At 61.1% G+C, this 14,150-nt stretch carries 11 protein-coding genes; 8 read left to right on the top strand and 3 right to left on the bottom strand.

The genetic code is table 11. The features are described 5' to 3' along the window. Window positions 1–53: 53 nt before the first annotated feature. From O1W68_RS02535 to O1W68_RS02525, 3 genes are all read right to left on the bottom strand, one after another. Complete coding sequence (locus tag O1W68_RS02535; RefSeq protein ID WP_269301306.1) at window positions 54–2,120, bottom strand: hypothetical protein; 2,067 nt, start codon at window positions 2,118–2,120, stop codon at window positions 54–56. Then, window positions 2,117–3,358, bottom strand: coding sequence for an ATP-grasp domain-containing protein (locus O1W68_RS02530; protein WP_269301305.1), 1,242 nt, complete (start codon window positions 3,356–3,358; stop codon window positions 2,117–2,119). The genes O1W68_RS02535 and O1W68_RS02530 overlap by 4 nt, the downstream gene beginning before the upstream one ends. Before the next feature lie 111 nt (window positions 3,359–3,469). Then, the gene (locus O1W68_RS02525) at window positions 3,470–5,134 is read right to left on the bottom strand and encodes an FAD-binding dehydrogenase (protein WP_269301771.1); all 1,665 of its coding nucleotides are present in this window, start codon (window positions 5,132–5,134) and stop codon (window positions 3,470–3,472) included. A gap of 408 nt (window positions 5,135–5,542) precedes the next feature. Here O1W68_RS02525 and O1W68_RS02520 point away from each other — a divergent pair, with 408 nt between their 5' ends. The 8 genes from O1W68_RS02520 (at window position 5,543) to O1W68_RS02485 (ending at window position 14,146) form a co-directional block, all read left to right on the top strand. After that, window positions 5,543–6,154 (top strand): TetR/AcrR family transcriptional regulator, encoded by a 612-nt coding sequence (locus O1W68_RS02520; RefSeq protein ID WP_269301304.1) that lies wholly within the window; start codon window positions 5,543–5,545, stop codon window positions 6,152–6,154. A gap of 150 nt (window positions 6,155–6,304) precedes the next feature. Next, on the top strand, window positions 6,305–7,891 hold the full coding sequence (locus O1W68_RS02515) for an MFS transporter (protein WP_269301303.1): 1,587 nt from the start codon (window positions 6,305–6,307) through the stop codon (window positions 7,889–7,891). Window positions 7,892–8,313: 422 nt separating this feature from the next. Then, a complete protein-coding gene (locus O1W68_RS02510; RefSeq protein ID WP_269301302.1) occupies window positions 8,314–8,982 on the top strand; it encodes an HAD-IA family hydrolase in 669 nt (222 codons plus the stop codon). Then, window positions 8,979–10,193, top strand: a complete 1,215-nt coding sequence (locus O1W68_RS02505) for a sedoheptulose 7-phosphate cyclase (protein WP_269301301.1) — start codon at window positions 8,979–8,981, stop codon at window positions 10,191–10,193. The genes O1W68_RS02510 and O1W68_RS02505 overlap by 4 nt, the downstream gene beginning before the upstream one ends. After that, a complete protein-coding gene (locus O1W68_RS02500) occupies window positions 10,190–11,005 on the top strand; it encodes an O-methyltransferase (protein ID WP_269301300.1) in 816 nt (271 codons plus the stop codon). The genes O1W68_RS02505 and O1W68_RS02500 overlap by 4 nt, the downstream gene beginning before the upstream one ends. Continuing rightward, a complete protein-coding gene (locus O1W68_RS02495; protein WP_269301299.1) occupies window positions 11,005–12,321 on the top strand; it encodes an ATP-grasp enzyme in 1,317 nt (438 codons plus the stop codon). The genes O1W68_RS02500 and O1W68_RS02495 overlap by 1 nt, the downstream gene beginning before the upstream one ends. Beyond that, a complete protein-coding gene (locus tag O1W68_RS02490; RefSeq protein ID WP_269301298.1) occupies window positions 12,321–13,355 on the top strand; it encodes a D-alanine--D-alanine ligase family protein in 1,035 nt (344 codons plus the stop codon). Before O1W68_RS02495 ends, O1W68_RS02490 begins: the two co-directional genes overlap by 1 nt. Beyond that, complete coding sequence (locus tag O1W68_RS02485; RefSeq protein WP_269301297.1) at window positions 13,355–14,146, top strand: TauD/TfdA dioxygenase family protein; 792 nt, start codon at window positions 13,355–13,357, stop codon at window positions 14,144–14,146. Before O1W68_RS02490 ends, O1W68_RS02485 begins: the two co-directional genes overlap by 1 nt. Window positions 14,147–14,150: the final 4 nt, after the last annotated feature.

The following is a 14,150-nucleotide window of genomic DNA, read 5'->3' as shown; positions in this document are numbered from 1 at the left end:
GCAGGCGCCCGGCCACGGGGAGTCCAGAAAACGGCCCGGAAACGCCTCCGAGACTACCGATCTTCCTCGCTCACGCCCCGAGGCAGCCTGTCTGCGCCCCAACTGCGTTCGATGAATCCGATGATGTTCTCGACATCTGTCGCCGGAATCTTGTCCGGCTCACCTTCCTCGAGCGGGTCGGCGTGGAAGATGTAGAGACGAGAGGCGAACTGGTCGAACGGCAGTGACCCTTCACCGGCTCGTTCACCGTTTCCTGCGGTACCGACGACGACTCCGTCGCCCCAATCCTGACCGCTGTCGTTGTTCGGGTTGAAGAAATAGACCCGCATGATGCCGTCGGGATCTGCGGTGACACGCAGGATGGCGATCGCATGCCAGCCGATGTAGCGGGCCGCACTGTCGGTGACGGCGACGCCGGCCGGCTGCGGGTGAATCAGCGGCTGACCACCGTTGTACGTCGGGTGATAGGAGGCGTGAAACTGCCGAATGAAGCCGTCGAGATCGATCAGATTTCCGGTGGCGACGTCGACGTTGATGTGGAATTCCCGAGCAGACCACCAGCCGTGAAACTCCGGATTGACCCAGCGATGCGGGTCGCCTTCACGGTCGACGCATCGTCGGACCATCTCTGCGTAAATTCGGTCGAGGTGCGGTACCAACAGCAACGAAACCGGGTCGAGGTCGATCGGATCGGTGGTCGCGACCCCGCCGATGCTGTCGGTCGAGGAGATCGGTTGCCCTTCGAAGTGCATGACGATCTCGTCGTCACGTGCAGCCCAGACGACCATCTGCAGTAGGTAGTCCGGGTCGTTGTACGCCCACATCGACAGTGCTCGCGCAGACTGGCACGTGGGATTGTCTCCTTGGCCGACGCCGAGTGGTTGGCCGAGCATCGACAACAGGCCACCGAGCAACCGCGACTCCGGATCGGGACCTGGACCGAACGCGACAAGCATTTTCTCGCGCACCTTCGGTGACAGCTTCAACGAAATCTGCCGCCACAGTGACGGGACTACCGGTGGCTCGTAGAGCGTCCCCCGGTCGAGAAGCAGCGCCAGGCCGTACAGGCATTGCGCTGTCTCCGGGTACACGGTCTCGGTAACGAGGCGCTGAACCAATTCCGGATATCGCTGCAGACACGTCCGGCCGGTGTCGGACAGTCCGAGCGCCTCGGCGAGTACGTAACTGTTGTTCTCCACGAGATAACGCACAAGGGTCGCGTGATAGGGCGAGACCAGCCCTGTGTCGTGCATTGCGCGGGCGAAACCGCGTGCCTCGAACTGCAGAGCTTCCGAATCCATCACCGCAAGCCGTGACCGGTAGACATCGACTCCGGGGTCTTCCCGGCATGCTTCGGTAGTGCCGAACAAAGCCGTGGTCAACCGGTCGAGACCCTGCCCGGACGTACCGAGATCCACGGTGGGGTCGTCGCGGTAGATCGCGATGCGGGTGACCATCGTCTTGACGCTGTCCACCTGAATCGGGCGTTGACGCAACACCCGCCAGATCTCTTCGAGGAGTTCGTCGAGAACGCTGTCGTAGCCGATCTGTTCGGCGACGTAACCGAACAGATCGCGAATGAGATGAGCGGTGCGTCCGAGCCGAACTCGCTCTGCCTCCGACGGCGCTGTGAACAACACTTCGAGGTTCAAAGCGAGCACCTGGGACAGGAACCGGCGAGCATCTTCCGGCGTAACGGCCGGGTGTTCGTACTCGCCGGCGACTATTGCCACCATGCGAAGTTCGCTCGTCGCTTCGAGCACAACGGTGTCGTTGTTTCCGCTACGCAGGCTCGGGCCGACGAACGCCGGAACGAGGATGTCCGGGTGCGCCCAGTCCGATCCCGCGAACAGTCCCGCGTTCTCGAGGAGCTCGGCACGCTTCCGAATCGCTGCACAACCGCCAGGTTGCGACAACACACGATGCAGTGAGTCGAGGACGCGTCGGAGCTTGGAGCTCTTGGTGAATTCCGGCGCGGTGGCGAACGCCTCGGCTGCGTGATCGAGTTGTGCGAGACGCGAAGCCAATGCTCGATCGGCCGTTGTGGTCGCGCTGGTAACCGCCTGTTCTTCCGTCGACTCTGCCGGTGGCGTGTGGTCGTCCCCGAGTTCCTGCCTCACACGTAGAAGTCCAGTTCTTCCTGTTGTTTGAGCAGATCGCGCATCCGATACGGATCTTCGCCGAAGAAGTACAGCAAGCCCCAGTGCGTACCGAAAGCCGTACGCTTGGTGACGGTCTCCTCGACGGGTGCCGAAAGGTCGTTCGTCTCGTAGTAGTCGTCGTCCAACGTGACGTCGGGAATGACGAGATTGCTGACCACGCGTCGACGCGGGTACACACCGAAGCAGCCGGCGACACCGGTGGCGTCGACGACCTCCTTGGGGAAGAAGGCGTCGATCTCTTCCTCGGTGGTCTTCGGGTCGAACGAAAGTACCAGGCCCTGGTACGCATTGAATCCGTAGGCGCGCTCGAGCAGCTCGAAAACCTTGAAACCTGGTGGCCGGTAAGCAACTTCACCGAAGTACATCTCGCCGTCGCTGGTGACGAAGTACTCGGGGTGAATGAACCCGAATTCGATGTCGAAGGTCTTGATCAGCTTCTCGATCTGCACGGTGATCTGATCACGGTACTTCTCGAGCTCGGGAGTCGCGGGTACGAATACCGAGTATCCGAGGGTTACGTACTCGGAGATGTTGAGGAACTTGATCTTTCCGTTGTGGATCCACGCCTCGACGGCAAACTCCCAGCCGTCGAGATGGGATTCCATCAGTGCCGGGAATTCCTCGTCGGGGATGGAATCGACTTCATCCGGTGTCCGGATCACCCGGTGGCCGAGGCACCCTGCTTTGTCGAACGCTTTGACGTGAATCGGGTCGTTCGGGTCGCCGTCGAGCTTGAGGAGAGTTTGGTTGACGCGCTTGAGGAAGCGGATCACATCTTCACGGTCGTGGGCCTCCTCGAAGATGCCGACGCGAATCCCACCGAGCTGTGCACGACGCTTCATCAGGGACTTGTCTCGCAACAACATCGCCTGCCCGAACAGGCGTGGGTTGCCCAGCAGTACCGAGTTGATGGCTCCGGCCCACTCGACAGTTTCCTCGTACAGCGGGATCGCGACGTCGACACCCATATCGCGCAGTGTCTCGGCGATCTCGAGCGAACGGTCGTTGAGACGTTCGAAGTTCCACGGGAGATAGGGAATATCGTGCTCAGTGCAGTATTGCTCGGCCCAATCCGGTGCCACGACGACATACCTGCGGTCGAACTTGTCGAGGGCTTCCACAGCCGGCAAGCTCCAGCCGAGTAGTGCTACGTAGCCCTTGTCCGGATTCTTCTCGAGCCGTGCAGGCTGAGACATAAAGATCCTTCCCAATCGGTGTTCCGTGGTCGAAGTCCTCCGCTCCACGGTACAGAGTGTGCACTTCGCGACCGACGGGCTACCTCTCGACGCACTGTCCGACGGCGGCGCTCACACTCCCTGTGCCAATGCACGTCCGGCTTGCCGACCACTGAATATGCAGCCGCCGAGGAAGGTGCCCTCCAACGATCGATACCCGTGTACACCGCCGCCGCCGAACCCGGCGATCTCACCGGCTGCCCATAGACCAGGCACCGTGGCCCCGTCCGAATTCTGCACGCGTCCGTCGAGATCGGTCTGGATGCCGCCGAGGGTCTTACGGGTGATGATGTTCAGTCGCACTGCGATCAACGGACCGGATTTGGGATCGAGGATCTTGTGCACCGACGCAGTACGAGCTATCCGCTCGCCACGGGAGCGTCGCGAATTGTGAATTGCGGACACTTGCAGGTCCTTGGTGAACGGGTTGTCCGTTTCACGGTCTCGCGCGGTGATCTGCCGCTCGAGATCGCGAGCATCGATGAGATTGTCACCGGTGATCTTGTTCATGCCTGCGACCAACTCGGACAACGTTTTTGCGACGACGAAGTCCTCGCCGTGCTCTTTGAATGCCTCGACCGGTCCGCTGGCTCCGGGTAGTACCCGCCCGAGAACGAGTTTGAGGTTCTTGTCGGTGATGTCGGGATTCTGCTCGGATCCCGAGAGTGCGAATTCCTTCTCGATGATTTTCTGCGTGAGAACGAACCACGAGTAGTCGTATCCGCTGTCCTGAATTGTTTTCAGCGTGCCGAGAGTGTCGAAGCCGGGGAAGTTAGGGGCCGGGAAGCGTTGTCCGCGTGCGTCGAACCACATCGATGACGGGCCGGGGATGATGCGAATCCCATGGTTCTTCCAAATAGGATCCCAGTTCTTGATCCCCTCGGTGTAGTGCCACATCCGGTCCTTGTTGACCAACCGACCACCCGCGCGCTCGGTGATGCCGAGCATGCGTCCGTCGACGTGCTCGGGTACCCCGGAGATCATCGACGTCGGGGGTGTGCCCAATCGAGCGGGCCAATTTTCCCGCACCAGATCGTGATTGGCGCCGATTCCACCGGCGGTGACCAATACGGCGCCGGCATGAAGTTCGAACTCCTCTACCTCGACCCGCGTGCTTCCCGAACCCCGGACCGAGGCGCTGGGCTCGAGAACCGACCCTCGGACGCCGTCGACGACGCCGTCGGTCATGGTGAGCTCGTCCACGCGATGACGGAATCCGAAGCGCACCACGCCTTTTGCTACTGCCTCGCGAACACGCCGTTCGAACGGGGCAAGAACGCCGGGGCCCGTTCCCCAGGTGAGGTGGAAGCGTGGCACCGAGTTGCCGTGGCCCTCGGCGAGGTAGCCGCCGCGTTCGGCCCAACCGACGATGGGAACCCATCGCATTCCCTGCGCGTGCAGCCACGAGCGCTTCTCGCCTGCCGCAAACTCCAGGTAAGCCTGTGCCCACTGGTGACCCCAGTAGTCCTCACCCTTGGGGTCGTCGATGCCGCGGTCGAACGTCGCGGTGCCGAGCCAGTCCTGCAACGCCAGCTCGGGGGAATCCTTGATACCCATCCTGCGCTGCTCGGGGGTATCGATCATGAACAGGCCACCGAGCGACCAGAAAGCCTGGCCACCGAGATTCTGTTCCGGTTCCTGATCGAGCAGAAGTACCCGCTTGCCCGCGTCGGCCAGTTCGGCGGTGGCCACCAGGCCTGCTAGACCAGCGCCGACCACGATTACGTCCGCATCCATCATCGAACCTCTTCCCCTTGTTCGCCTACACGGTTCCCCGCACGCCAGTGGACCATGTCGTGTCGGTCTCGACAATAGAGTTCCGCGGCAAGGTGTGTTGCGATACTCAGCGACGAGAACCTGTGTCAGATGTGGCGGTGCCGAGCGACTGAATCTCCGTCGAGTCCATACTTCGGCGAACGTGAAACGGGCCGATTTGGGAGTGGTCCGCGGCCACGCTCAGCGAGTGCTTGCGTCGGTGCGAGAGTCTCGAGCATTTTTCGCAGACGAGCGACCATCCGCGAGAAGGACAGGTCAATTATGTCGTAGACCATAACTGCGACGAGATTCTAGGCGTAACTGTCCGTAACAGCAAGCTGGTACGTGGAAAACGGGCCTATGATCGCCCGCATAGCGATGGGAGCACCGATGGTAGATAAGAGCACGGCTCGGGACGACATGCTGCGGAGTGCGGCACTGTTGTTCCGTGAGCGAGGAGTCGAGGCCACCTCGCTCGCTGATGTCATCGAGCATGCGGGCGCCCCCCGCGGTTCGATCTATCACCACTTTCCGCAGGGTAAGCCGCAGATCGTCGAGGAAGCAACGCGCGCAGCGGGCGCGATGATGGGGGCTGCAATCTCATCGGGACTCGCGGCAGACGGCCCTGCGCGAACCATCGCTGCAATCATCGGCGGATTTCGAGAGCAACTTGTCGCGACCGATTACACGGCGGGCTGTCCGGTGGCTCCAGCAGCTTTGGAAGGTGTGAACTCACCGGCTGCACTTGCGGCCGCGGGGGAGTCGTTCACCTCCTGGGAGGACACGATTGCGGCTTCGCTCTGGCAGCGGGGATTGTCCCAGCAGCGATCGTCTTCCCTCGCGACCACCGCGATCTCGGCCATCGAGGGGGCGCTGATAGTTGCAAAGGGCCAACGCAGCATTCGCGCGCTCGATCGGGTCGAGGCTGAACTCGTGCCCTGGGTGGAGACCGTCCTCGACCAGGCAGTGGCCGCGCGACGGGGGCCTCACAGCCGCCCGTAAAAGCCGGTAGTGAGACGCTACCTGCCGAGCTGAATCTTGCTATAACGCGCAGTAACGGATACTTTCACCTTCATTGTTATGTCGCACGACATAGCAGAAGGGGTCGTTGTGATTCATTCTTCGAACAGCATCGCTGTGAAACGAGTGCAGATGTCCAGCAGAAAACGCTGGTTGGCGCTCTCGGTGATTTGCGCGGCAGAGCTGCTGGTTGTACTCGACAACACCGTCGTCAATGTGGCGTTGCCGTCGCTGGGCGTGCAGTTGCATGCGAACATCAGCGGCCTGCAATGGGTGGTCGACGCCTACACTCTCACCTTCGCGGGTCTGCTGCTGGCCTTCGGGCACCTGGGTGATCGGTACGGACGCCGCACAGTGATGGCGGTCGGCCTGGCCGGTATTGCTGTGATGTCGATCGGCGGTGCTCTCGCGGCCGACCTCGGTCAGGTGATCGCTGCGCGCGCGGCGATGGGAGTATGCGCCGCGGCTGTGTTCCCAGCGACACTCGCATTGATCATCAATATCTTCGACGACGCCAAGGAACGTGCGCTTGCCATCGCGGCGTGGACAGCTATGGCGGGGTTCGCTATTGCGATCGGGCCGACTGCGGGTGGATTTCTGCTCGAACACTTCTCCTGGCACTCGGTTTTCTGGATCAATGTACCGGTGGCACTGATCGTTCTGGTGGCGGCGCTGATGCTTGTGCCGGAATCCAAAGCCTCACATGTCGGGAAGTATGATCCGCTGGGAATTGCGCTCTCTCTTGCGGCCATTACCGTGATGGTCTGGGCGATAATCGAAGCCCCGCATCAGGGTTGGCTGTCTCCGATCAGTTTGGCGGCCTATGGGGTCGCGATTGCGAGCCTCGTTCTGTTCGTCTTCTGGGAACTACGCCACCCCTCGCCGGTTCTCGACATGCAGTTGTTCCGAATTCGGCGATTCTCGTTGCCCGCGTTGTCCATAGCCATCGCTTACTTCAGTATGTTCGGGTTCCTCTTCATGATCACCCAGTATTTCCAGGGAGTGATGGAACTCAGCCCACTACAGTTCGGTATCCACTCGCTTCCCTTCGCCGTCGCAATTGCCGTCGGCGCGCCACTCTCTACCGTCATCGCGCAGCGGGTGGGAACCACCTCGGTGATCGTGTTCGGTTTGGTCGTGATGAGTATCGGGATGTTCGTTGCCGGGCAAGTGAAAGTCGAAACACCCTATGTCGGTCCGGTATTGATTTCGATGGTCCTCATGGGACTTGGGCTGGCGATAGTTCAGGGGCCGGCCACCGAATCGATCATGTCCTCGGTATCGCTGGACGAGGCTGGTGCTGGATCGGCCGTCAACGACACCACCAGGGAAGTGGGTGGCACGTTGGGGGTTGCTGTGCTGGGTTCGATCGTCGCATCCATCTACACGACCAAGGTCGGGCCGCGGATCGACGCACTTCCCGACGCAGTCATGAACCCTTATCAGAAGAGTTTTGCTCGGGAGACCGTCATCAGTGTCATCGAGATTGCGAAGGCTCCGACCAACTCGATCTTCGCGAGTCAGAAAGCGGAGCTGATCTACGCCATGAAAGCTGCTTCGCTGGAAGGCTTTCAGCTCGCCTCGTACATCACAGTAGGTGCCTCGTTGGCGTGTGCACTTGCCGTCGGCTTCTTCTTGCCTTGGTCGCGGCCCGAGGGCGACGGTGTGCTGCTGGCATGGCGATCCAAGGAGCGAACCGCATCCTCGACTCTTTGGTAACGCACAGGGCTAGGTGTGCGAGCAGCCCGGTCGGCTGATGGAACGTACCTGTGCTTCAGCCGGGCTACATCCCGGCCCAGGATGGGTCCTTGTCGCCGCCTTCTGCGGATCGACGTCGGCTTACGCTCCGAGGTGAGTCGGTGATGGAGCGTTCGAGCGATTCGATCGATCCGACGAGCGGCCGATTCGGGTCCGCGAACCCAGCCATCACCGCATTGCCGCGCCGACCGGTCATCTCATGGGTGAGACTTTCGTCGAGATCGAGCAGGGCGCTGATCTACGAAGTATCACCGAGCAGCGTTATCGTTCTGTTACTTTCCGTTATTCATTCGTGATGCGCGCGCCGGACTGGATGACACTCGCCGTCACCACACTGGCAACAAGTCCCCAAGCACGTCACCACATTTCGCGGAAGGAACCCGATGGCTGCCATCCTGTTCGGATCGATCAGCACACTTGCCGACACGTCCGAAATTCAACGACAAGCATTCAACGACGCCTTCGCCGCCCACGATCTCGGCTGGACCTGGGAGCGTCAGGACTACATCGAGATGCTGGCGAGCAACGGCGGCGCGGCTCGCATCGCCGAATATGCACACTCACGCGGTGAAGAAGTCGACTCCGCAGCAGTGCATTCCACGAAGTCGGAGATCTTTCAGAAGCTGCTTGCCAACTCCGACGTCGACCCGCGCCCCGGCGTCGTCGAGACGATCGCCGATGCGAAGAAGCACGACATCAAGGTCGGTCTCGTGACCACCACTTCCCCAGAAAACGTCAACGCGTTGCTCGGCGCTCTGACCGCTGTCGACGTCGACTTGTTCGACGTCGTGGTCGATTCCGCGAGCGTGTCGCAAGGCAAGCCGGATCGCGCGGCGTACATGTTCGCCCTTGGCCGCCTGGGCGAGAACGCGAAGAACTGCGTTGCTATCGAGGACAACGTCGGTGGCGTCGCTGCTGCTGTTGCCGCACACGTTCGCTGTATCGCGTTTCCCAACGCGAACACAGTAGGAGGCGACTTCTCCGCGGCGGTGGATACCGTCGATCATCTCGACGCGGATCGGCTCCGCGCGCTGACCGAAGGCAACCGATGAGCTCTATGCAAGCGCAGGTCACTGCCACCGAGCGCGCCTTCCACGTCGAGGGATACGAGAAGATCGAGTACGACCTTCTCTACGTGGACGGTGTCTTCTCGGTGAGCAATACGGAACTGGCGGAAAGCTACCGGCAGTACGGGCGGACGCTCATGGTCGTCGACGAGGTCGTCTACGCAATCTACGGTGAGCAGATCCGTACGTATTTCGAGCACCACGACATTGCGCTGACCGTACTTCCGGTGAAGATCGCCGAGACCGCCAAGTCGCTCGAGACGTTCGAGCAGATCGTGGGCGAATTCGACAGGTTCGGGCTCGTCCGGACCGAACCGGTCCTGGTCGTCGGTGGCGGGCTCACTACCGACGTCGCCGGGTACGCGTGCGCAAGCTACCGACGCAACACCCCATACATCAGAATCCCGACGACGCTGATCGGGCTGATCGATGCAAGTGTGTCCATCAAGGTCGCGGTGAATTTCGGAAAGCACAAGAATCGTCTGGGCGCCTACCACGCTTCGCAGAAGGTCCTGCTGGACTTTTCGTTCCTTCGTTCGCTACCGGAAGATCAAGTCCGGAACGGCATGGCGGAGTTGATCAAGATCTCCGTAGTGGGTAACAGTGCAATTTTCGACATGCTCGACGAACACGGCCCGGAATTGCTCCGCACCAGATTTGGGCACCTCGATGGGACAGCCGAATTACGCGCTGTTGCAGACAGTCTGACGTACCAGGCCATCGACACCATGCTCGAACTGGAGGCGCCGAACCTACACGAGATCGAACTGGATCGGGTCATCGCTTTCGGGCATACCTGGAGTCCGACGCTGGAATTGACGCCACCGGCGCCGTTCTTTCACGGACATGCGATCAACATCGACATGGCGTTGTCGACCACCCTTGCCGAGCAGCGCGGGCACATAACCTCCGAAGAGCGCGATCGAGTACTCGGGACCATGTCCCGTCTCGGGCTCGCGCTCGACAGTGACTATCTGACGCCGGAATTGCTCTCCGAGGCAACCGGTTCGATCCTGAAAACTAGGGATGGAATTCTGCGTGCGGCGGTTCCCGACCCGATCGGAGCATGTCGATTCCTGAACGACGTGACTACGGGAGAGCTCGCCGACGTGTTGACGCTGCACAAGAAGATCTGCTTGGACTTCGACCGCCGCGGAGACGGAATAGACATGTTCACCTCCGACCGGAGTCGGTGAGTGACATCGACTCTCGAACAGAACCGCGCCCGGTCACACCGTCGAGCATCCTTGCCGCAGAATTGCGAGAGGTGACCGAGCTGCTGGCAGAAGTTGCTTCGATTCCGGACGAGCTGATGAGCCGGATCACCCGCCTGCGAGATCTGGCCGCGGGGCTCGATCCGTACCTGGAGCTCTGCACCACGGAAGAGTCCCCGGCGCTGGCAGCGTTGTCGCATCGGACTCGTACTGCCGACTGGGCTTCGCGACCGGTAGAGCAGGAAATGTTGTCCGGGCAGGTCGAGGGCCAGTTGCTGAAGTTTCTGGTGCACATGACCCGAGCGAGAAGAGTGCTCGAGATCGGCATGTTCACCGGCTACTCCGCGCTGGCCATGGCAGAAGCCCTCCCACCGAACGGGGAAGTAGTGGCGTGTGAGGTCGACGAGTACGTGGCCGACTTCGCGCGAAAAAGTTTTGCAGAATCGGCAGCGGGCGCTCGGATCGTCGTAGAGGTCGGGCCGGCCTCGGAGACTCTGCGTCGGCTCAACGGAACCTCGCATCCCTTCGACCTCGTATTCGTCGACGCAGACAAAACCGGATATCTCGACTACTACCGAATGCTGCTCGACTCCGATCTGCTGACCGCGGACACAGTCATCGTCGTGGACAACACGTTGATGCAGGGTCATCCGTACGCGCCTGCGGACCGTCGGACCGGCAACGGAGACGCGATCGCGGACTTCAACCGCTATGTTGCCGGCGACCCCCGCGTCGAGCAGGTCCTTCTGCCGTTGCGAGACGGTGTGACTCTCGTTCGACGGATATCGGCGTAGTGGTCACGGCGTCGTCGGCGGTGCGCACGGTCGGGGCCCTGTCAGGTTTGCTCGCCACGCTGCCACTCGACCTTGCCGTGGTGGGCTATTCCCTTGCCCGGCGATTCGATCCGCCCTTCGATTCGCGCGCCTATCCGGTGGATTCGCCGAGCCGGACGGTTCTGATCAGTGGCGGAAAGATGACCAAAGCGCTTCAACTGGCACGGTCGTTCCACCTCGCCGGTCACCGGGTCGTCCTCGTCGAATCACCCAAATACCGGTTCACCGGACATCGGTTCTCTCGGGCAGTCGATCGCTTCTACTGTGTGCCGGAGCCCACCGACGATGGATACGCGAAAGCCTTGCGCGACGTGGTGATCCGAGAAGGTGTCGACGTCTTCGTTCCGGTGGCGAGTCCAGCGGCGAGTATTCACGATGCCGATGCGCGGAAGGTACTCGACGGATACTGCGAGGTCGTGCACGCAGACTCCGAGACCGTGCGCATGCTCGACGACAAATCACGATTCTCGGAGATGGCGGAGTCGATGGGACTCCGGGTTCCGCACTGGAAGCGGATCACCGACCCGCAGCAGATCGAAACGTTCGATTTTCCTCCCGGACGTGAGTACATCCTCAAACGCATCGCCTACAACCCTGTCGGGCGGATGGATCTGACGCGCTTGTCCGGCAGCACCCCGAAGCAGAATGCCGAGTTCGCCCGCAGCCTCGCCATGAACGAGGACGACCCGTGGATACTGCAGGAGTTCATCTCCGGCCAGGAGTACTGCACGCACGGAACCGCGCGCGACGGCGCGTTGCAGGTCTATGCATGCTGTGAGTCCTCGGCATTTCAGGTCAACTACGAGATGATCGACAAACCCGAGATTCGATCTTGGGTAGAGACATTCGTCAAGACACTCGGTGTCACCGGCCAGTTGTCCTTCGATTTCATCGAGGCTTCGGACGGGCATGTCTACGCGATCGAATGCAATCCGCGCACGCACTCGGCCATCACCATGTTCTACGACCACCCGGATCTCGCTGCTGCGTACCTGGAGGACGGACATTCGGTCGTCGAACCCACCCAGTCCTCGCGTCCGACGTACTGGATCTACCACGAACTATGGCGGTTGCTCACCGAGCCGCGGCGCCGGCATCGACTCCGAGTGATTCTCGGCGGAACCGACGCGGTGTACGAACGTTGGGACCCGTTGCCCTACCTGTTGGTTCATCACCTGCAGATTCCTTCACTGTTGCTGAAGAACCTGAAGTCCGGGCGAGGCTGGACGCGAATAGATTTCAACATCGGCAAACTCGTCGAGAATGGAGGGGACTGATGTCACCGACATCGGTACTGGTCCTGGCAGGTTCGGCAGTCGACGACTTCAACGCCGATCTCTCGCGCGTCTACGCCGGGGGATTCCTCGATGCGTTCGCCGAGAACCCGTCCTACAGTCTTCGGATCGCATTCGTCACACCGGACGGGTGCTGGCGCTTTCCGAAAAACCTCGAGTCGTCGAGTATTGCGGCAGCGCAACCTAACTCACTGAGCCGCGCAATCTCGGAGATATCCACCTGGCAAATCGACGTTGTCGTTCCTCAGATGTTCTGCCGGCCCGGGATGACAACGTACCGCTCGCTGTTCGAACTGCTCGGCATTCCGTACGTGGGGAACCGGCCGGAAGTGATGGCGATGACGGCGGAAAAGAACATTGCCCGGGCTGTCGTCGCGGCAGCCGGCGTCGCCGTTCCGGACGGGGTTCTCGTCTCCCGCGGCGAGATGACGAAAACAGAATTGTCCACAGCGATGGTGCCGGTCGTGGTCAAGCCCGTCGATTCCGATAATTCGATGGGTGTGACATTGGTTCGCGATCCGGCCGAACTCGGCGCCGCCGTGAACGAAGCGTTGCAATACTCGCAATCGGCACTCATCGAGTCGTATATCGAATTGGGCCGCGAGGTGCGCTGCGGGATCATCGTCCGCGACGGTGACCTCGTATGCCTACCGTTGGAGGAATACGCCGTCGACGAGGTATCGAATCCGATCCGTGGCCGCACCGACAAACTCGACCGGACCGACGACGGTGAGCTGTACCTGGTCGCCAAGGAGGCCACCCGCGCCTGGATAGTCGAGAGCGACGATCCCATCACCGAGAAAGTCTTCGATGCCGCGAGAAAATGCCATGTCGCGCTGGGGTGCCGTCAGTACAGCCTGTTCGATTTCCGAATCGATCGACACGGAAACCCGTGGTTCCTCGAAGCAGGTCTCTACTGCTCGTACTCCCCGAGCAGCGTCATCACCGTCATGGCGGCTGCGGCAGGCATTCCTCTCGACGAACTGTTCGCGTTGGCAATAGGCGAGGGGGACTGATGAAACACGAGATTCTGCGCCCCATCGGAGTTCGCATCACCGAGGTCGACCCCGCTCGTTTGAGTGCCGAGGACCTCGATGAGTTCGTGACCCTTCTCGCTCGGCACGGCGTCGCAGTCATGCCCGATCGCGAAATCGACGACGACCAGTTCCTGGCGTTTCTTCGTTCCTTCGGCGACCTGATGTTCACCGAAGGGGAGAGCCCTGTCGCTGGTTATCCCGATCTCAACGTGATCAGCAATGTCGGAAGATCGACCCCACCGAAGTCGACGTTTCACGTCGACACCACCTACATCGAACACCCGCCTGCCTACACCTCGCTACGAGCCGTCCAAGTCCCGACCACGGGCGGCCAGACGCTGTTCAGTAACCAGTACGACGCCTATGACACCTTGCCTGCCGAGATCCGCGCCGACATCGACGGGCGAACTGTCACGCACGTGGTGACCGGCTTGGATGGATTCGAGGATGTGTCGGCTCGGCATCCGCTGGTCCGAGTGCATCCGATTTCCGGACGGAAGGCTCTGTATCTTTCCGCGCCCGCCCGCTGTGTGGCGGTGAGTGGCACAACGGACGCCGAGGCAGCAACGTTGATCCGGTACCTGGTGGAGCACTCGACACGACCGGAGAACGTGTTCGAACACTCGTGGTCACCCGGTGACGTGGTCATCTGGGACAACCGCTGCGTCATGCACCGCGCGGACCACAGCGGGGTCGTCGGCGACCGCGTCATGCACCGCGGAATGGTGGCCGAGTTCGCGACAAGCGTGGACCATCGCATCGATAGCTAGAATC

Source organism: Rhodococcus sp. H36-A4, from assembly GCF_027158005.1.
In the GTDB taxonomy this organism is placed as follows: Bacteria; Actinomycetota; Actinomycetes; order Mycobacteriales; family Mycobacteriaceae; genus Rhodococcoides.
The sequence above is the reverse complement of the archived record's forward strand: the minus strand, read 5'-3'. Positions and strand labels throughout refer to the sequence as shown.

Excerpts from the sequence above, each read along its gene's own strand:
- O1W68_RS02530 (WP_269301305.1), bottom strand. The coding sequence starts at position 3,358 with ATGTCTCAGCCTGCACGGCTCGAGAAGAATCCGGACAAGGGCTACGTA.
- O1W68_RS02525 (WP_269301771.1), bottom strand. The coding sequence starts at position 5,134 with ATGGATGCGGACGTAATCGTGGTCGGCGCTGGTCTAGCAGGCCTGGTG.
- O1W68_RS02520 (WP_269301304.1), top strand. The coding sequence starts at position 5,543 with ATGGTAGATAAGAGCACGGCTCGGGACGACATGCTGCGGAGTGCGGCA.
- O1W68_RS02515 (WP_269301303.1), top strand. The coding sequence starts at position 6,305 with ATGTCCAGCAGAAAACGCTGGTTGGCGCTCTCGGTGATTTGCGCGGCA.
- O1W68_RS02510 (WP_269301302.1), top strand. The coding sequence starts at position 8,314 with ATGGCTGCCATCCTGTTCGGATCGATCAGCACACTTGCCGACACGTCC.
- O1W68_RS02505 (WP_269301301.1), top strand. The coding sequence starts at position 8,979 with ATGAGCTCTATGCAAGCGCAGGTCACTGCCACCGAGCGCGCCTTCCAC.
- O1W68_RS02490 (WP_269301298.1), top strand. The coding sequence starts at position 12,321 with ATGTCACCGACATCGGTACTGGTCCTGGCAGGTTCGGCAGTCGACGAC.
- O1W68_RS02485 (WP_269301297.1), top strand. The coding sequence starts at position 13,355 with ATGAAACACGAGATTCTGCGCCCCATCGGAGTTCGCATCACCGAGGTC.